The sequence below is a fragment of the Microbacterium lacus genome (assembly GCF_002812805.1).
Classification (GTDB): Bacteria; Actinomycetota; Actinomycetes; order Actinomycetales; family Microbacteriaceae; genus Microbacterium; species Microbacterium lacus_A.
Window position 1 is genome coordinate 81,437 of record NZ_NMUM01000040.1, and the last position, 18,974, is coordinate 100,410.

Genomic DNA, 18,974 nt, shown 5'->3' on the forward strand with positions numbered 1-18,974 from the left:
GCGAGTCGAAACGCACCGACATCACCGCCCGCCAGGCCTACCCCCGCGCCAGCCGCTCCTGCAGCCCGTACCGCACCGTCGGCCACTCCCCGTCGATGATCGAGAACACGACCGTGTCGCGCACCGTGCCGTTGTCGAAGATCGAGTGGTTGCGCAGGATGCCGTCCTGCTTCGCGCCGAGCTTGGCGATCGCCGCGCGTGACTGCTGGTTGTGCCAGTGGGTGCGAAACTCCACCGCGATGCAATCGAGCTCGTCGAAGGCCCGCTCGAGCAGCAGGAGCTTTGCCGCCGGGTTGACGCGCGTGCCCTGCACGACCCGCGACACCCACGTCGACCCGATCTCGAGCCGCCGATTCTCGGGGTCCAACCCCATATAGGTCGTCATCCCGACCACCCGCTGCGACCGGGCATCGACGATCGTCCAGGGCGCCATGGTGCCGGCCGCCTGCGCGTCAAGGCGACGCGAGATCTCGTCCGCCATCCCCTCGGGCGACGGGATGCGCGTGTACCAGGTGCGCCACAAGTCCGCGACGCGCACGGCATCAACGAGCCCGTCGTGGTCGTCGGCGCTCAGCTGCCGCAGCTCAACGAACTCGTTCTTCAGGGTCGGGGCATCCGCGAACAGCATGCTTCAACGCTAATGCCGACAGATGCCTCGGCCCGCGCGCCCGACCGCGGCCGCTCAAGAGAACGCGAGGCCGTAACCCTGCCGACATGCACTCTCTGTATGTTGCGCCGCATGGCCAAGAGAAGACACCGCAGCAAGCCGCCCCGGCGCGGCACCCGCTGGTACGCCTATGTCGGCCTGCTTCTGCTCGCAGCCGGCGTGATCGCTCTTGTTGTCGCCGCGATCGCGTCGGTCCCTCGCTGAGCGGAGCGCGCTCCCGCGCTGACGCACCGAACAACAGATGTCCCCGCCGCGCGTTATCGTCGATCCCCTGGCGCGGCCGGCGCCGGGCAACGGGGAAGGGGCGCCGGCCATCGGAACGAACAAGCGCTACGCGGCGCAACTTGATCGACGCATGGACGAGCGCATCATGCAGTCCGCCACCTCAGGGCAGCCGCTCCAGTCGCTCACCGAGAAAGAGTTGCGCCTCGATATCTATCCGCTGACGACGTCTCCCCAACCGCTCGAGGTGCTGGCCTGGGTACGTTTCGGCCCGCACGCCATGCAGGTCCGTGCGCGAGCGGTGCGGTGGACGCAGAAGGCCGTCGGCATCGAGTTCGAGGTCGCAGGCCAGAAGCACCGCACGTGGGTCTGGGCGAACGCCGTCGACCGACCCGGGCCGGATCAACACCCGGGCCATCGCACCGCACCAGACAACGCGCCGCGCCCGGGCGAGCGGCAACCCGTGTGGCAGGATAGGCCACGGGCCGCGGCGGAGTGATCCCCTGTCACGCGCGCAACGCGAGCAACACACGCCACAGCCCAAGAATAGAACGCAACGCACGACCGCAAGTCCTTCCCCAAACCACCGAACGACGACCATTCGCGACAGGCCGCCCTGACGGCCGGACCGCGGGATGCCGAAGGGACGCCGTGGAACTCAGCGACTACATCCGCATCCTGCGCAAGAACTGGATCGTGATCTTGGCGATCACGCTCGTCGGTATCGGCGCCGCGGCGGCATGGTCGCTGACCCGCACTCCCGAGTATCAGGCGACGAGCCAGGTGTTCGTGTCGACTCAGGCCGGCACCTCGGTGAGCGAGCTGCAGCAGGGTTCTACGTTCTCGCAGGCCCGCGTGCAGACGTACGTCAACCTGGTGCGCACCCCGATCGTGCTCAACCCGGTGCTGTCGTATCTCGATGTCGAAGACCTCAGCGCTGAGGACCTGGCGACTCAGGTGTCGGCGTCGAGCCCCCTGAACACGACGATCATCGAGATCGCGGTGACCGACACAGATCCTGTCCGCGCGGCCGATATCGCGAACGCCGTCGGGGCGAGCCTCACGTCGACCGTCGCCGAGCTCGAGACGCTCCCGGGAACGAGCGAGAGCCCGATCAAGCTCACGCGTGTCAAGGATGCTCTGGCCCCGTTTGCCCCGGTCAGCCCGAACGTGCCGCTCAACCTGGCGCTGGGCGCCCTGGTGGGTCTCGCGCTCGGCATCGGCGTTGCGGTGCTGCGGACGGTGCTCGATACACGCATCCGCTCGACCCGAGATGTCGAGCTCGCCACCGACAAGCCGATCATCGGCACCATCCCCTTCGACCCGAAGGCGAAAGAGCGCCCCGTCATCCTGCACGCCGATCCGCAGAATGTGCGCAGCGAGGCCTTCCGCGCCCTCCGCACCAACCTGCAATTCCTCGACATGGATGGCGGCAAGACGTTCGTCGTCACGTCGAGCGTTCCGAACGAGGGCAAGTCGACGACGTCGGTCAACCTCGCCATCGCCCTGGCCGACGCGGGCAAGCGCGTCGTGCTCGTGGACGCCGATCTGCGCAAGCCGAAGGTCGCCGAGTACCTGCAGATCGAGGGCGGCGTGGGTCTGACCGATGTGCTCATCGGTCGAGCGCGCCTCGCCGATGTCATGCTGCCCTGGGGTGGCCGTTCGCTCTATGTGCTGCCCGCCGGCAAGATTCCGCCCAACCCGAGCGAGCTGCTCGGCTCGGCGCAGATGCAGCAGCTGCTCAGCGCTCTCGCGCACGATGCCGACATCGTCATCCTCGACACCCCGCCCCTCCTCCCCGTCACCGACGGCGCCCTGCTGGCGAAGCGCACGAGTGGTGCGATCGTCGTCGTGGCCGCTGGTGCCACCACGCGCCACCAGCTCGAGAGCGCCATCGAGGCCCTCGACACCGTCGACGCGCGCGTCGCGGGTGTGGTGCTCACGATGGTGCCGACCAAGGGTCCGGATGCCTACGGCTACGGGTATGGGTACGGCTACGGTTACGGCCCGTACGGCGGAGTGTCCGAGGCATCCGTCGCGAAGCCGAAGGGCTCGACGCGCCGCGCGAAGGGTCCGCGCACCGCTCGCGCGGGTCGCGCTCCCGAGGCCGCGGGCTCTGCCACCCCCGCCGACCGCGCCTAGGCCCACGCATGGCACGACGTTCTCATTTGCGGCGTACTCGCTCGCGTAACGCTGCATGGATCGGCGCCGTCGTCGTTGTCGTGCTGATCGTGGTCGTCGCGATTCTGGTCGTGGTGGCGCTCGATCGCGCCCGGCCCGCGCCGACGAACGAGACCCTCGCGCCCGTGCCGACCTTCGGGCCTGCAACGCCCGAACCCAGCGCGACGCCCACCCCGACAGCCGTGCCGATCACCGCGGTCTCGCGCGCGGACGAACGCTTTCTGTCGGTCAGTTCCGAGGGCATCCTCTGGCGCGGCATCGCCGGCTCGTGTGCCGAGGCGAGCACGCCCCTGATCGAGCGCTCGGCCGACGGCGGCACGACCTGGAACGACGTCACCCCCCTGTACCGCGGTCTCGCGCAGATCATGCGACTCGACGCGTTCGCCGGCACCCAGGCGCAGGCGGTCGCGGTGCTCGAAGACGGATGCGTCACCGACGGTCTGCGCACGTTCACGCAGGGTCGGTTCTGGGAGAGCTACGAAGAAGTGCTGGCCGAGTCGGCCTACATCGCACCAGATGACGCCGCGCAGATCGTGACGCCCGAGGGGCCGATTGACGCGCCGTGCGCCGAGGCGCGCGGACTTCGCGGCAGCGGCAGCAATCTCGCACTCGTCTGCGACGCCCAGGCGTTCGCGCTCGTCGGCGATGAGTGGCAGCCGCTCGGCGTCGAGGGCGCTGTCGCCGTCGCGACGGATGGTTCGGCGATCATCGTGGCTCATGCCGCGGTCGACTGCGACGGCATCGCGTTGTCGACGATCGAGGATGGCGCAGCCGCCCTATCCGCGTGTGTGGAGGGCCTCAACCCCGCCGAGCCGACCGCGATCGAGGTTTCGGACACGTCGGTGCTGGTGTGGAGCGGCACGACCTACACCGACGTTTCGCTCTAGTCGGATAGCGCGCAGAGTCCAGCGGCCCCGGCAACCGCAGGTTTCGGCGGGTTCGCGCAGTCGACCTGTGCGGCGAGCGCCCGATCGAGGGAGTCGATGCTGTACGACGAAAGCGCCCAGCCGAGGGGTGGTACGACGGTGGGTGTCGTGCCGGGCGCGACGACGATGACGCCGTTGCCGATTTCGTCACGGGCATCGTCGAGCTCGGTGTCGCAATCGTCAGTCGCACCATCGGGGCAGGCTTCGGCGAACCCAGCAGCGATCCGTTGGAGCCACGTCACGTCCGACACCTGGCGAGATGCGGCAGCCAAACCCGTGAGCGGCACCAGAGGTTCAGCCGTCAGTTCGCCGATCTCGGTTGCGACATCGATTCCGCTCGAGTTCCGAAGATAGATGGTGATCGGCAACAGGTAGTGGGTGCGTTCGGGGTCGGCGTTCGCTTCACGGATGGCTTCTGAGATCGCCGGCGTGAGATCCGCTATCGTCCCGAGCCCTGACCCCTCCGAATATCCTCCGTCGATCAACTGGGCTTCGTCCGCTGAGGAGCAGTCCCCCGCTCTCAGCTGGCCGCCGGGCGTGACGACCGGGAAGCGCGCCGAAAGCATCGCCGCCGATGCCCAGTCGAGCGAGTCCTGACACGCTTCACCGAGCCACCAGCTGGTTGCCGGCACGTCGCGCACACTGCCGCACCATGGCGGGGACGACCCCGCGCCGAAGACGTCGAGCCCGACCAGTACACGGCACCCCGAGTTGGTGTCGGTGGAATTGAGCAGCATAAATCCGGTGTGCTCGTTGAAGGCCGAGTCATAGGGCTCGGCGAGCGCAGCGGCCGCAGCGATCCATCCCTCTTCGATCAATCCCGCCCTGTCTCGCCATGCGAGCCCATCTCCGGGTACGAGCGAAGGCACCCGCACGCCGAGACCCGTTGCGATCACGTCGCCGCTCAGCAGGCTTGCAACCGCCGATCCGACGACCGCGGGACTCGCGAGTGCGTCCCATGTCTCATCCTCGTCCGCCGCGGGTGCCCCCGTGGTCGGAGCGGGCTCTCCCGTTACCGCTTCGGTCGCTGTCAGAACTAGTCCGACCGATCCGCCGCTGACGCCGCTAGATACGAGCACGCTCTCTGCGATGCACGGATCGAGTTCGCGCAGCTCGCCCATAACGCGAGCCGTCCAGTAGGCGGCGCGAATACCGCCGCCCTCGGCGGCGATCATGACCACTGGCTGAACACTGTTGCCGCCGACACTGATGGTGCAGTCGAGCTGGGCGAGCGCGTCTTCGAGGTCGCGGGGAGGCGGCGGATCCGACTCTTCGGATGCCACGGATGTCTCGCGCACCGCGTGCACTTCCGTATCCCATCCCGCGGCCGAGACGATCGAGGCGTAAACCAGCGGCAGGGTGATCGCGAGGGTCAGCACCGGTGTACCCGTGAGCCGCATCAGCCGAAAGACGGCGAGGGGGCGATGGTCTTGAATCGCCACGGTGAAGGCTCCGAGAAGGGCCGTCCAGGCGGTGACTAGCACGACCGTCAGGGCGACCGGTCCGATCAGGTCCGCTGCATACACCGGAAAGACGGTGACCGCCAAAATCACGACGATCGCGACACCGCAGATCACGATGAGCGACCTGACGTGTGGTCCGTGCTGCGGCTTGCCCGGCAGACGAGGCTCGAGCGGATCATTCCTGCTCACGAGGGGCGCGAAGATCGGCCACGGATCCGTCCCGATGCCGCGCAGCACAAGCGGGGCTGCGCATGTGGCGATCGCACCGACGACGAAGAGGCCGAATGCCCACGCCCAGGTCGGGCCGGACGAGGCGGGCCCGAGAAACACCGGAGCGGCGAGCGAGCGAACGAGCCCGAGTCCCCCGACCGACATCACCACCACGGCCAGGGTGTCGCCAACCAACCAGGCATAGATGGCACGCGACGCGTCGAAGGGCCGCGGGCTCACGGGCCAGGTCCGGCCACGCAAGACGAACGAGATCACGAGGATCAGGATCAGGATGCCCCAGAAGAAGTAGCTGCCGGCGCCCAAGGTTGCCGCGAGCGCCTCACCGAAGTCCAGCCCGGGCGCCAGATTGAGCAAAACCGCGGTCGTGGCCGTCACCAGCCATGCCGCCGGCGCAAGAGCCCACCACAGGGTGTTGCCGAGCTCACCAGGAAGGGTTTGTGTGCCCGACTCGCGCGCGACCGACCGGCGCGTGCGAGCACGGCCGAGCGCGAAAGCGGCGAGGGCGGCGAACAGTATCGAGCCCACAGCGCACAGGATCTGACCGAACGAGACGGGCTGGTCGATCCACTGCCGCTGTATGTCTGGCAACTGGTCGAGAACGCCGTCCTGCGGGATGCATGCCAGCACGACAAGCAGAGCGACGACCACCGCCGAGAGACGATGCAGCCAGAGGGCACGCATCCCGCGCACGATGATGCGTCCGATCGTTGCGCGCGTCGCGGGTGTTCGCATCAGGGATGCCGCCAGAACGACGACAACGACCCACTTCAGCAGCGCAACGCCCATGACGAAGCCACCGGCGACGGATGCCGCGCCCCCGGCGCCGGTGGCGACGCACACGAGCGCCCACCCCAGGGCGAGCGCTTCGAGGACCTCGACACCGATCAGCACATCGAGGATCTTTCGTGACGCCGCCGAGCCTGCTGTCGGCCACGCAGACAAGAATCGCCGCAGCAGAATGACGTAGGCGACGATGAACGGCACATCGAGAACAATCGCCCACGCGACCCACGCCGCCACCTGCCCGTGCGCGTCGCTCGAGGCCCAGGCTTCCCACGCGCCGCCGGCTGTGAACGCAAGAGGCCCGATCACCGAGCCGAGGGTGTGGCTGGTTCGATTGTCTCCGAGCACGGCCGCGATCAGCCGGTCGAGTTCCGCGATGGCAATGAGTGACCCGGCGGCGACACCGAGCCAGATGAGCAGGCGGGCGACCACGGGTCGCCGCGCCGAGACCGCAGCGGCGACCGCCACCGGATCGACCGGCACGCCGAGAGCCGAACTGGCCGCGTTCACCAACTCCGTTGTTGCAGAACCTTCGGCCATGATGCACCTTCCCAGTGCGCCGATCTGCTGCGGACTGTAGCGCACCCCCGTCTTCGCCGACAGGGCTTCTCGAATCCCTCATCTTTCGCAGGTCGAGCACGAGCCGGGGCATGAACATCGAACAACGCGCAATCGAACGGCGCGTGTCACACAGATGACACACAGCGCTGCTATTTTGTGGTCTTGGGGAAGCAGTAAACGCCAAGGCTGGGAGGACCGGGCGTGACGTCGAATATTGGGGTCGACGTTTTTGTGGGCGGTGCAAGCACTGCGCTCACGGGGACGAACACGGGTGCGATCGCTACGCAAGCGCGCATCGCGAGCTTCATGGCGCGTGCGACCGCGCCGCGAGTTCAGGCCGCGGGCTGGCGCGAGAAGTACGCACGGCGCCTGTGGGTCAGCGACTTGGCCGTGCTGGCGGTGGTGGTCTACGGGCTGCAGTGGGTGGGTATCGCGTGGGGCGACGGGCGTTCTCTGCTCGGCACGCACGCGCTCGACGCGACCGGATGGCTCGTGCCCGCCTTCATCGCGGCAGCCTGGATGTGGTTGCTGTCGTTGATCGACTCGCGCAGCCATCGCGTGACGGGCACGGGTGCGACCGAGTACGTGCGGGTCGCCGACGCCAGTTTTCGACTGTTCGGCACCCTCGCCATCCTGGCCTTCTTCTTTCGCATCGACCTGGGGCGCGGGTTTCTGCTCATCGCGCTGCCCCTCGGCGCCGCACTGCTGATCGTCGAGCGCTGGGTGTGGCGCCAGTGGCTCCTCACCCAGCGCAAGCACGGTGAGTACTCGGCACGCGTGCTGTTGGTGGGGTCGGAGAAATCGATCGCCCATGTCGCGAGCGAGTTGCGGCGCGCACCCAAGGCCGGATACCTCGTGGTCGGCGCCTGCGTCCCCTCGGGCAAGACCACGGGCATGGTCAAGGGCACCGACATTCCCGTGCTGGGCGGGGTGGAGGCGTTGCAGGCCGCGCTGGCCGCCACATCCGCTGACACGGTGGCCGTGACGAGCACCGCCAAACTGCCGCCCGCCAAGGTCAAGCAGATCTCGTGGAGTCTCGAGGCCGGGCGCCAGCATCTCGTGCTCGCGCCGAGCATCGTCGACATCGCCGGCCCCCGTATTCACACGCGCCCCGTGTCGGGACTCCCCCTGATCCATGTCGAGACCCCGCGGTTCAGCACCGGTCAGCGGGTGGCCAAGCGGCTGTTCGATCTGCTCATCGCTTCGAGCGCGATCGTGCTGCTCGCGCCGGTGATCGGTGTCATTGCGATCGTGGTCGGGCTGTCATCGCCGGGCGGGGTGCTGTTCCGGCAGAAGCGCGTCGGCATGCACGGTCGCGAGTTCGACATGCTCAAGTTCCGCTCGATGGTCGCGAATGCCGAGGCACTGCTGCCCGAGCTCGAGGCGCAACGAGATGCGGGCAACGAGGTGCTGTTCAAGATGCGCAATGACCCCCGGGTCACGCGCATCGGCGCCGTTCTGCGCAAGTTCAGCCTCGACGAGCTGCCGCAGTTGTTCAACGTCGTCGGCGGCTCGATGTCTCTCGTCGGGCCGCGTCCGCCGCTGCTGCGCGAGGTGGGTCAGTACGCCGACCACGTGCACCGGCGCTTTCTCGTCAAGCCCGGCATCACGGGTGCGTGGCAGGTGGGTGGCCGTTCGACATTGTCGTGGGAGGACTCGGTCCGTCTCGACCTGTCGTATGTCGAGAACTGGACGCTCGTGGGTGATGTCGTAATTCTTCTCAAGACAGTTCGCGCGGCTATTGCGCCCGGAGATACCGCCGCTTGAGCCGCCGTCGAGACTCCGGCCACCGAAACTTGGGGACCTCTGTCACATTCACGTCACATGCTCCTGCTAGCGTCATATATGAGAAGCGCCTCATCTATCCATACGCAACTCTCCCTCGCAGGAGTCATACATCGTGAACGCAGATGCACTCGATTCGGATGCCTCAAAGCTCCGGTCCGACGTCGCGTCTTCCCTGCCCGCGGAGCCCTTAGCTCCGGTCGCTGAGCCTGTCGAAGCGACCACCGCAATGCCACGCTCAGCAGCGGTCGCTGAGCCTGTCGAAGCGACCACCAGCACCAGGCCGCCCGCATCAGACTGGCGCCGCCGTTACGCCCGCTACCTCACCATCACCGACGCGATCACCATCGTCTGGATCGTCTTCGGCACGCAGATCGCGTGGCTTGGCCTCGACGCCGACCTCGCAACGCGCAACAGTCTCCGCTTCGGCGACTTCTCGTACTGGGCATTCTCGACGTTGCTCGTGATCCTGTGGATGGTTGCGCTCGCGCTGAACGACACACGCAGCTATCGCGTGACCGGCGTAGGTCCAACCGAGTACAAACGCATCTTCGACGCCAGCTTCGCGCTGTTCGGTGCAATCGCGATCATCGCGTTCCTCTTCCGAATCGACGTGGCGCGCGGCTTCTTGCTGCTGTCGCTACCCCTTGGTGTCGGCGTTCTCTTCATCGAGCGCTGGATGTGGCGGCAGTGGCTCGCCGCTCAGCGCGCCGCTGGACTGTACTCCGCCCGCGTTCTGCTGGTGGGGTCAGAGTCGTCCATTGCGCAGGTTGCGCGTGAGCTCGAGCGGACGAGCGTTGCCGGCTATCGTGTCGTGGGTTCGTGCGTGCCAAGCGGCCGTATCGGCGGCACGATTCCCGGCACCGAGATTCCGGTGATGGGTAGTGTCGCTGCCATCGAGCGTGCAATCACGGCAACCAACGCGGACACCGTTGTCGTGACCAGCACCGACGATCTTCCGGCCGACAAGGTCAAAGAGATCAGCTGGGCGCTCGAGGCCGGCCGGCAGCACCTCGTCCTCGCGCCCAATATTGTCGACATCGCGGGCCCGCGTATCCACACCCGTCCCGTTGCCGGGCTCCCTCTTATTCACGTCGAGACGCCGCGCTTCTCTCGCGGCCAGCGGGCACTCAAGCGCACTTTCGACATCGTCGCGGCGAGCGTTGCGCTCGTGATCTTCTCGCTTCTCCTCGTCGGCGTTGCGCTCGCTGTGAAGCTCACCAGCCCGGGGCCGGTCCTCTACAAGCAGGAGCGAATCGGACTCAACGGCGAACCGTTCCGCATGTTGAAGTTTCGCTCGATGCGCGTGGGCGCGGATGCCGAGCTTGCCCAGCTGCTCGAGGAGCAGGGCACGTCGACCCAGCCTCTGTTCAAGGTCATGAACGACCCGCGGATCACTCCGATCGGCCGCTTCATCCGCAAGTACTCCCTTGACGAATTCCCCCAACTCTTCAATGTGCTGGGCGGGTCGATGAGTGTCGTCGGGCCTCGCCCCCAGATTGCGGCCGAGGTGGCGCTGTACTCAGATCGAGCACGTCGACGACTCCTCGCGCGACCGGGCATCACGGGATTGTGGCAAGTTAGTGGTCGGAGTTCACTCGATTGGGCACAGACTGTACGGCTTGACCTCTATTACGTCGAGAACTGGTCATTAATGGGCGATCTGGCGATCCTTGTGAAGACCGTCAGAACCGTTTTCTTCCCAGGGGCGACAGCGCACTAGCAGCGGAAGATCCGCGCTGCGTCCGGGGACGTGGTCGCCTTGAATCTATAGAGAGCAGGATCGGTCGTGAAAGTGATAGTGCTCTCGGAGAGATCCGTCGCTGCGAGTCCGCCTGGCCATAGCCGTCGAGTAGTTTCACTCGTGGAGCACTACCTCAGCCTTGGGCACGATGTACTTCAAGCGCATTTGCTCGACCGCGACGCCAGCCTCCTGACGCGCTCGCTAGTTGCGGCCGGATACTCGTACCGAAAGCTCGCCCCTATCGGCCCTGATCTCGTCGTTGTCGCCGGGCTCGGAGCACCGCACATGCTTTTCCTTGGAACGAAGCTTGCACGACGAGTCGACGTTGTGTTCGATTCCTGCGACAGCTGGAGTCTGCAGCTTTCGGCGCGTAGAGCTGCCCACGCTAGAACGCTTGCCCTCAAGGCAGGCATCGCACTGACCCGCCGAGCATCCGTAGATTTCTCGTACATAAGCACAAGAGACGCAGCGGCGGACGCCGCCCTGCTCGACGGGACTCCAATCGTGATTCCGCCACACGTGAACCCCGAACTGGCCCAACTCGCGCCTGTTAGTTACCCATTGGAGCGGCTTGTGATCGCCGCAGATCTACGGTCGTTTCATAACCTCGAGATGCTCGACATGGTGCTTCGTGCCGCTTCGCAAACTTCCCGCGAGACCGGCGTCCGCCTGGAGATATTCGGTCATGCGTCAGACCGGATGGCGCTCCCTGAGAATGTCCGACACTTGGGATGGGTTGACCATCTCTCATCTGTCTACGACGGGAATACTGGCGTTGTTATCACGAACTCACCTGGCAGTGGGCTTCCCAACAAGGCCATCGAGGCTATGCAGGCTCGACGCCCGATGGCGTTACACCACTCGATCGACTATCTCCCGCACGTCGACCCAAGAACCGCGTACTGGTTCCACGACGAGCAATCGCTTTCCAGAAGTTTGCTCGCGATGGTTCGAGGAGAGGCCCGCGACGAGGGCTCCGAAGTCTGAGACGAAACGGGCCGAAAACATTCATCGGGCTACACAGGCGATTACAGTCAGATTTCGCCGAGGGTCATACCTGCTCTGCCGCCAGATTATGGCGCAGTCACTGGTCGGACGAAGAAAGCCCGAATGAGGGATCTCACGCCCCGCATACGATTCATCGCAGCAGCCAGCGGTCGGCGGATATCCGGCCATCCACAGCGGGCAAGTCGTAGGCCAATACCGAATCCGCCGCCTCAAGCTGCTCATAAATGGACCTAGCAATCTCCTCGACTGAGGCATTCGTCTCCAGGACCGCGGCGCCGTTTGCCCTGAGCCAATCCGTTAGCCCGGTCTCCGCTGTCGTCACTATCCGGCATCCGTGCGAGAGAGCCTCAACAATGGGGAGCCCGACCTGTTCTCGCCACCGGTTGGCCGGTTGCGACGGAAGAACGACCAGCATGTGCGACCGGAGTATCTTGTGGATTGCGGCCCGCGATTGCGGACCCAGGTAAGTCACGCCGACATCACCGTCCGCCAGCATGTGAGCTATGTTCTTCTGCGGCCCCTGCCCGACAATTGTGAGTCGCGCGTCCGGCATCAGCTTTCGAACAGTCGGCCAGGCGGAGGCAACCAAGTCGAACCCTTTGCGGCTCGAGAGGGCTCCCAAGAACAATACTGTCCGTTCCCGGTGAGCGTCAGGACAGTCGCACTTCGCGGGGAGGGCCGGGATAAGCGCAGATCTCTCCGGTCTCGCGAGTGCTTCGCGACCGCGAGAACCGAGCGAGTCCATCAGCGCGTCACGAGCACCGGACGTCCCGAACACGATGCGATCGAACATGCTGATCGTTGCTCGAACTGCACCACGCGCAGCAGTCGTCCAGACCCATTTAGGTAGGCGCTGAAGAGGCCGCGGAATCCGAGAGATCTCGGCGTTCTCAATTGCGTAGGACACAGTCGTCAGAGGCGTCCTAGTTAGGCCACCACGCAGCCTGCAGGTGAGCAACACGAGCGCCGTGGCGCCAAAGTACTGGAACCAAAGAGGTTCGGGTACTTCCATGTATCGCGGCGGCGCAACCCAGATCCGCCTTAGCATTTCCCAAAGCGAAGTCTGCTGAAAGGACTCGACGCCGGGCAGCGCCGAGTCGAAATCATCACGTCGATGAAGATAGAAGGTTGTGGCGGCACCCATCCCAATTGAACGCTCGATATGTGCCGATCGTGCCTCTGGATAAAAGCGATACACGCTGCCCCACGTGTTTACCATCCGAACACCACCATCATGGTCGAGACCACAAGGCAATACACGCCTGCCGCTGTGATCGTGGGGCTCTTGAACATACACCCAGCAGCGACGAGCGTCACGCTCTGGGAGGCCGAGTAGGCTCCAAAAAATCCGGTTACGGACGGACTAATTAGTAGCAAAGCAGCCAGCCCTAACGAAACGCCCAGATCCAACGAAACCTTAAAAACGACGAGCCCCACGCGCCCTCGCGCGTTCATCTCTCTGAGCGCTACAGCACTGGCGACGAGCAGGATGAACCACATTAAGACTGTCCCTGCATAACTCAGGCTCTGGTTTAGATTCGGTATCAAGAGAGCCGCCGTCGCGAAGGTAGCAGCAGCAATAGCGAGCGCGCGCACGCCTCCCGCGACTCGAAAGTCTGACTTTTTCCAGGAGTACAAGACGAGCAAAATTGAATTCACACCGATTCCGACGACCGAGGTCCCAATCCGTCCCACCGTGAACAAGATTGATGCGACTCCCGCGCCCAGGAGCGTTACAGCGGAAAGATACACGTTCGGCAAGACAGCACTGGTCACCGCGCCCACCGACAGCGCAAAAGCGTGCGGGCCCGCTTTTGCCGCCTCACCGCGCTCGTTGCGGAGATCTTCCTGCTTGACACGGGTTGCCAGCGACCAAAAAGTCACTGCCTGGATACAACTGAACGATGCCCACAAGATCGCGCCGAGCAGCGGCACCATCCCGCCGAGAAGCCACCCGAGGAGCGAACCGATGAGAAGTCCCGCGTTTGGCACGAGCGGGACCATCGCAAGCGCAACGGGTCGCCCCAAACATGCAAGTTTGGCCGCGAACGTGCCCCCGAACGCTAGGCCTGAACCACCTACCGCGAAGACAACGAGTACAGGCATTGCGTCGGGTCCCAACCGAGGAAGCGATCCAAGTTGAGCGAGCAGCCAGATCGTGGCTCCCGCGAGTGCAGGTGAGACAACTGCTGCAGCGGTCGCGCTGATGCCCCAGTGTCGGAATGCGGGACGACCGATGACGACGTTGTATACGACTCCAATTACGACACTCCCGAGGGCCGCAGTTCCCGTTTGCATGCCGAGCGCATAGGCGTCAGCGAATGCTGGCGACATAGTCAACGGGAAGCTGATTATCGCGGCAGCGGACAACAGTTGCGACGAGATCGTCACAGCCAGAACAGGCCCGAATCTGCCGCCCAGGGAACGGAGCCGCCGGAGAATCATCACGGCAGCGATCGAACCTCTCTAGCAGGCACGCCCGCATACAGACGATTAGCGAGGCAGTCTTTCGTGACAACGGCGCCAGCAGCGATGACGGCGCCCGCGCCGATGGTTACGCCAGGAAGAACTGTAGCTCCCGCACCAATCCACGTACCATCCCCAACCACGATCGGCCGTGCCGCCGCTGAGCCCGCGCGCCGCAGCGATTCACCTATCTCATGAGAACTAGTGATGAATCGAGCGAATGGCGCGATTTGAACGCGCGATCCAATTGCGATCGAAGCACTTGCGTCGAAATACACCGAGCGCCCAACAAAGGACTCTTCACCGATCGAGATTCGCCACCCGCCGATATATAGGCCTGACGATATGCGGGACTTTCCTACTGCGAAGCCGAAAAGCCGCAGGAGTCGGGCTCGGAAGAAATCAGGCACCAGGGCCGACGACGCAACCGGGATGATCAGGCCATCCCGAATCAAATTGCGCAATTCTACCGATAGTTTCGCGACGAGCGATGATGATTGAGTCGCAAAAGGAGTTCTCGGCCTCTGCCCACCAACGCCGCGTCTCTGGTCGATGACCCCTCGGATGGCCCACAAAAACTCCCACGGACGCCCCAAGGCCAACATGCGGACCACATCCTTCGGAAAGGCCACTAGCCAAGGCCATGCGCTCAGTAAGCCCCTGTGCTTTCTCGTCAAATAGGTGAGATTCCGATATTTGTAGTAGAGGGTGTAGTACCCCGGTTCTTGCATCGCTCGAGCTAGAGGCACAAGCAACACGTCGAAACCCAATTCGTGCAACCGGAGTTGCAGGTCGACTTCCTCCACATAGAGAAAGAAATACTCGTCGAAGCCACCTACTTGGTTGAACGCCCCGAGGTCCAGCGCGAGACAAGCACCATCTGCCCATGCGATCGATCGTGGGTTGCGCGGCGTGTCGTCGATGGTTGAAGTCGCGGCACCCTGAGCACGGTGAAGCGTACGGCCATTTCGCAGGAGGCGTCCACCAAGCGAAAAGACCTTGTCAGGCGCGGAGCGGAACACCAGAGCGGGCGCTGCGACCGCAACTTCCGGCCTCGCCTCCAGCTCGCGGAGGAGAAACTCAGCTGCGGTTCCCTCCATGTGGGCATCCTGCGTTAGTAGCAGCGCCCGGGGGAAGCGGTTCGAAGCCGCACGCATTGCGGCGTTGGCCGCTGGCCCATACCCGACATTTCTTGGCATCCGTATGACTTCGATTGGAATGCGACCGGGCCGTTGGCGCTCAGGGTAGTCTCCCGAATTGTCGGCAACGATCACGAGACTGGGAATTGCAGACCAATCCGCCATGTCGTCAACCAGGTCCTCGACTGCTTTGAAATCCCGATAGTGGATCACGACGGCACAGTACGGTTCGACAAGGCGGCCAGGAGCAGCCGACGACGTCATCCGGCCACCACCGCGGACGCGCACAACCCATCGCTGACATCAGTATGTTCGGTGTATGGCACTTCGTCCGTCCGTTCTCATCCTCAGCATGCACTACCCACCCGAAGCAACGGGTAACGCCCCATATGCGGGGTCACTTGCTTCGGGACTTGTGAAACTCGGCCATCGCGTCACGGCAAATGTGACACACCCCCATTATCCCGAGTGGAAGCTCCGTGAAGGGTACGGTGCGTGGCTTGCCGTCGAGGACATCGAGGGCGTTCAGGTGCGACGCCGTCGGCACTTCGTGCCCAACCCGCCACGCGGTTGGCGAAGGATGGTCTCGGAACTGAGCTTCGGGGTTCGACTGTTGCTAGGGCGCTGGGGCGGCGGTGAGGTTGTAATCGCGTTATCACCCTCGCTGCTTGCTACGGCAATAGCTGCAGCGCGAGTCCGGCTGAGCCCGAAGCGCCGTTGCCTGATCATCTGGGTTCAAGACATCTACACCCTCGGGATGAAGGAGACCGGCGAGGGGACCGCAATGGCCGCTCGGCTCATGCGGTGGGTGGAGTCCACAACCCTACGTGCCGCGGATAGAGTCGTAGTTGTACATGAACGATTTGCCGCATTCCTCCACACCGAACTCGGCGTCACACCAGAGCGGGTGGAAGTCGTCCGCAACTGGACACATCTGGCGCCAACAGGTGCGACACCAAAGTCTGTTGCTCGAGCGCGCCTCGGCTGGGACGAGCACGAGGGCATAGCTGTTCACACTGGCAATATCGGCGCGAAACAAGGACTCCGCAATATCGTTGACGCCGCACGGGCTGCGGATGCAATGAATGCTCACATCCACTTCTACGTAGTTGGAGACGGGAGCGAGCGGCAAGATGTCGAGAGATACGCCCGGGGGGTGACGCGAATCACCTTCGTGGATCCATTGGACCCAGTCGCTTTTAGAGACGCACTGGCCGCCGCGGACGTGCTCCTTGTCAACGAGAAAGTCGGCGTCGAACAGATGGCAGTACCTAGCAAGCTCACATCGTACTTTGATGCGGGACGTCCGGTAGCGGCGGCGACGGGGCTAGGGGGCATCACCGCTTCGGAGGTGAATGCTGCAAGTGCGGGCCTTGTCGTCCCTGCGGGTGATCCAGGCGCGCTACTTCGGGCCGTGATGACATTGCTGGAGGATCCGCAACTTGCCGAACGATACGGCCGAAACGGGAAGGCGTACCGGGAAAGAGTGCTCAGCGAGGACACCGCTATCAAGCTTTGGTCAACGATCATCGCCGTCCTCTCGCAGGGGTGATCCGCCACCACTTGCGTATCTGTTCCGACCACGCTGCGCCCGACCGTGCAAGGATTCCCTGCGGGCGGGATCCTGCGGACCCGCCGCGAAGTGACTGCGTACCCTCACGGTTCCCACCGGACTCCCCTCGAACTCGATGATCCGAAACGCGGTCGACCACTCAGGATCACCTGCCCTCCGCGCTAGAGTCGAACTCTCCCCGCGACTGTGAACCTATGTGAACGGAATCCCTTGACGAAGCGTGCACTCATCACCGGAATCACGGGCCAGGATGGTTCCTACCTCGCCGAGCTTCTGCTCTCGAAGGGGTACGAAGTGCACGGGCTGATCCGGCGAGCATCAACCTTCAACACGGCGCGCATCGACCACCTCTACGTTGACCCCCACGACCCGGCCGCGAATCTCTTCCTGCATTACGGCGACCTGAGCGACGGTGCGCGTCTGGTGACCCTCCTGGCCGAGATCAACCCCGACGAGGTATACAACCTGGCCGCTCAGTCGCACGTACGTGTCTCGTTCGACGAGCCCGAGCACACGGCCGACACGACCGGCACCGGCACGATCCGCATGCTCGAAGCCGTTCGACTCTCGGGCATCCAGACGCGGTTCTACCAGGCGTCGTCGTCCGAGCTCTACGGGGCCACTCCCCCGCCGCAGGACGAGAGCACGCCCTTCTACCCCCGCTCGCCTTACGCGGCCGCGAAGCTCTACAGCTACTGGATCACCAAGAACTACCGCGAGGCCTACGGCATGTTCGCGGTCAACGGCATCCTCTTCAACCACGAATCGCCTCGCCGTGGTGAGACGTTCGTGACGCGCAAGATCACACGTGCTGTCGCAGCCATCAAGGCGGGGACGCAAGAGCACGTCTACATGGGCAACATCGACTCGATCCGCGACTGGGGTTACGCCGCCGAGTACGTCGAGGGCATGTGGCGCATGTTGCAGGTCGACGAACCCGACGACTTCGTTCTCGCGACCGGGCTCGGCATCACCGTGCGCGAATTTCTCGAGATCTCGTTCAGTCACGCCGGTCTCGACTGGGAGAAGCACGTCCGCTTTGACGAGCGCTACCTTCGCCCCACCGAGGTCGACGCGCTGATCGGCGACCCGTCCCACGCGAAGGACAAGCTGGGCTGGACCCCGACGATCGACGGTCGCGAACTGGCTCGTCTGATGGTCGACGCCGACATCGAGGCTCTCGAGCACGCGGGACGTCCCTGGATCGACAAAGTTTCGCTCGGCTCGTGGGGCACCAAGTGACGGCTTCGGACGGGCTCGATTACACCCCGCGCCCGCTCGATCGCGACGCGACCTTCTACGTCGCCGGTCACCGCGGGCTGGTCGGATCCGCGATCTGGCGGCGACTCGAATCCGCGGGCTTCGACCGGCTCGTCGGCAAGCCCTCAGCTGAGCTTGACCTCAAGAACCGCGATGCGGTGTTCGAGTACATGTCCGAGATCAAGCCCAAGTACGTTGTGCTGGCGGCGGCGAAGGTCGGCGGCATCCTGGCGAACAGCACCTACCCCGTCGACTTCCTGAGCGACAACATGCGCATTCAGGTCAACGTCTTGGATGCCGCACTCGCGAACGATGTCGAGCGTGTTCTGTTTCTCGGTTCGTCCTGCATCTACCCCAAGTTCGCATCACAGCCGATCCACGAGGACTCGCTGCTCACCGGTCACCTCGAGCCAACCAACGACTCGTACGCGATCGCGAAGATCGCGGGCATCCTCCAGACCCAGGCGGTACGCCGCCAGTACGGACTGCCGTGGATCTCGGCCATGCCGACCAACCTGTACGGCCCCAACGACAACTTCTCTCCCCAGGGTTCACACGTTCTACCCGCGCTCATCCGCCGCTACGACGAGGCTGCGCAGACGGGCGCTCCCGTCGTTACCAACTGGGGCACGGGCACGCCTCGCCGCGAGTTCTTGCACGCAGACGACATGGCTGACGCCTGCCTCCACCTGCTCGAGCACTACGACGGCCCGGAGCAGGTGAACGTCGGTACCGGATCAGACGTGACGATTCGCGAGATCGCGAACACGATCGCGAACGTCGTCGGGTTCACCGGCGAGACGGAATGGGACACAAGCAAGCCAGACGGGACGCCCCAGAAACTGCTCGACGTGTCAAAGCTCGCCGACGCAGGGTGGACTTCGCAGATCACGCTCGGTGAGGGACTGGAACGAACCGTCGCCTGGTATCGCCAGCACGTCGGGACACTGCGCGAGTAGGCCTTC

Annotated in this window: 15 protein-coding genes; 10 read left to right on the forward strand and 5 right to left on the reverse strand. The window is 64.4% G+C overall.

From position 1 onward, the window contains the following. Positions 1–37: 37 nt before the first annotated feature. Entirely contained in the window at positions 38–628 is a 591-nt protein-coding gene (locus CGU34_RS13625) for a GNAT family N-acetyltransferase (protein WP_100814398.1), read from the reverse strand. Between the two features lie 111 nt (positions 629–739). On the opposite strand from CGU34_RS13625, the gene CGU34_RS17560 reads away from it, so the two are divergent. From CGU34_RS17560 to CGU34_RS13640, 4 genes are all read left to right on the forward strand, one after another. Further along, positions 740–871 carry a hypothetical protein gene (locus CGU34_RS17560; RefSeq protein WP_269800307.1) on the forward strand — a complete coding sequence of 44 codons (132 nt, stop codon included), beginning with the start codon at positions 740–742 and terminating at the stop codon, positions 869–871. Positions 872–908: 37 nt separating this feature from the next. Further along, entirely contained in the window at positions 909–1,388 is a 480-nt protein-coding gene (locus CGU34_RS17230) for a hypothetical protein (RefSeq protein WP_198517810.1), read from the forward strand. A 152-nt stretch (positions 1,389–1,540) separates the two neighbouring features. Then, a complete protein-coding gene (locus tag CGU34_RS13635) occupies positions 1,541–3,031 on the forward strand; it encodes a polysaccharide biosynthesis tyrosine autokinase (RefSeq protein ID WP_100814399.1) in 1,491 nt (496 codons plus the stop codon). A gap of 8 nt (positions 3,032–3,039) precedes the next feature. Then, complete coding sequence (locus CGU34_RS13640; RefSeq protein ID WP_157811322.1) at positions 3,040–3,957, forward strand: hypothetical protein; 918 nt, start codon at positions 3,040–3,042, stop codon at positions 3,955–3,957. Here CGU34_RS13640 and CGU34_RS13645 read toward each other — a convergent pair. Continuing rightward, positions 3,954–7,013 (reverse strand): hypothetical protein, encoded by a 3,060-nt coding sequence (locus CGU34_RS13645; protein WP_157811323.1) that lies wholly within the window; start codon positions 7,011–7,013, stop codon positions 3,954–3,956. The genes CGU34_RS13640 and CGU34_RS13645 overlap by 4 nt on opposite strands. A 222-nt stretch (positions 7,014–7,235) precedes the next feature. Here CGU34_RS13645 and CGU34_RS13650 point away from each other — a divergent pair, with 222 nt between their 5' ends. The 3 genes from CGU34_RS13650 to CGU34_RS13660 all read left to right on the forward strand — a co-directional run bounded on the left by CGU34_RS13650 (position 7,236) and on the right by CGU34_RS13660 (position 11,550). Next, entirely contained in the window at positions 7,236–8,801 is a 1,566-nt protein-coding gene (locus CGU34_RS13650) for a sugar transferase (protein WP_232711678.1), read from the forward strand. A gap of 247 nt (positions 8,802–9,048) precedes the next feature. Further along, complete coding sequence (locus CGU34_RS13655; protein ID WP_100814402.1) at positions 9,049–10,542, forward strand: sugar transferase; 1,494 nt, start codon at positions 9,049–9,051, stop codon at positions 10,540–10,542. Between the two features lie 141 nt (positions 10,543–10,683). Beyond that, complete coding sequence (locus tag CGU34_RS13660) at positions 10,684–11,550, forward strand: glycosyltransferase (RefSeq protein ID WP_100814403.1); 867 nt, start codon at positions 10,684–10,686, stop codon at positions 11,548–11,550. A 151-nt stretch (positions 11,551–11,701) separates the two neighbouring features. Here the strand turns inward: CGU34_RS13660 and CGU34_RS17035 are convergent, their stop codons facing one another. The 3 genes from CGU34_RS17035 to CGU34_RS17565 all read right to left on the reverse strand — a co-directional run bounded on the left by CGU34_RS17035 (position 11,702) and on the right by CGU34_RS17565 (position 15,389). Further along, the gene (locus CGU34_RS17035) at positions 11,702–12,364 is read right to left on the reverse strand and encodes a glycosyltransferase (protein ID WP_157811324.1); all 663 of its coding nucleotides are present in this window, start codon (positions 12,362–12,364) and stop codon (positions 11,702–11,704) included. Between the two features lie 419 nt (positions 12,365–12,783). After that, positions 12,784–13,563, reverse strand: coding sequence for a hypothetical protein (locus tag CGU34_RS13670; RefSeq protein WP_157811325.1), 780 nt, complete (start codon positions 13,561–13,563; stop codon positions 12,784–12,786). Positions 13,564–14,015: 452 nt separating this feature from the next. Continuing rightward, complete coding sequence (locus tag CGU34_RS17565) at positions 14,016–15,389, reverse strand: DapH/DapD/GlmU-related protein (protein ID WP_269800308.1); 1,374 nt, start codon at positions 15,387–15,389, stop codon at positions 14,016–14,018. A 106-nt stretch (positions 15,390–15,495) separates the two neighbouring features. On the opposite strand from CGU34_RS17565, the gene CGU34_RS13680 reads away from it, so the two are divergent. The 3 genes from CGU34_RS13680 (at position 15,496) to CGU34_RS13690 (ending at position 18,968) form a co-directional block, all read left to right on the forward strand. After that, a complete protein-coding gene (locus CGU34_RS13680; protein WP_100814406.1) occupies positions 15,496–16,728 on the forward strand; it encodes a glycosyltransferase family 4 protein in 1,233 nt (410 codons plus the stop codon). A 231-nt stretch (positions 16,729–16,959) separates the two neighbouring features. Further along, on the forward strand, positions 16,960–17,991 hold the full coding sequence (gene gmd, locus CGU34_RS13685; RefSeq protein WP_100813328.1) for a GDP-mannose 4,6-dehydratase: 1,032 nt from the start codon (positions 16,960–16,962) through the stop codon (positions 17,989–17,991). After that, entirely contained in the window at positions 17,988–18,968 is a 981-nt protein-coding gene (locus tag CGU34_RS13690) for a GDP-L-fucose synthase family protein (protein WP_100814407.1), read from the forward strand. Before gmd ends, CGU34_RS13690 begins: the two co-directional genes overlap by 4 nt. The last annotated feature ends 6 nt before the right edge of the window (positions 18,969–18,974 follow it).

Coding starts and splice junctions, on each gene's coding strand:
- CGU34_RS13625 (WP_100814398.1), bottom strand. CDS start 628: ATGCTGTTCGCGGATGCCCCGACCCTGAAGAACGAGTTCGTTGAGCTG.
- CGU34_RS17560 (WP_269800307.1), top strand. CDS start 740: ATGGCCAAGAGAAGACACCGCAGCAAGCCGCCCCGGCGCGGCACCCGC.
- CGU34_RS17230 (WP_198517810.1), top strand. CDS start 909: ATGTCCCCGCCGCGCGTTATCGTCGATCCCCTGGCGCGGCCGGCGCCG.
- CGU34_RS13640 (WP_157811322.1), top strand. CDS start 3,040: ATGGCACGACGTTCTCATTTGCGGCGTACTCGCTCGCGTAACGCTGCA.
- CGU34_RS13645 (WP_157811323.1), bottom strand. CDS start 7,013: ATGGCCGAAGGTTCTGCAACAACGGAGTTGGTGAACGCGGCCAGTTCG.
- CGU34_RS13655 (WP_100814402.1), top strand. CDS start 9,049: ATGCCACGCTCAGCAGCGGTCGCTGAGCCTGTCGAAGCGACCACCAGC.
- CGU34_RS17035 (WP_157811324.1), bottom strand. CDS start 12,364: ATGTTCGATCGCATCGTGTTCGGGACGTCCGGTGCTCGTGACGCGCTG.
- CGU34_RS13680 (WP_100814406.1), top strand. CDS start 15,496: ATGGCACTTCGTCCGTCCGTTCTCATCCTCAGCATGCACTACCCACCC.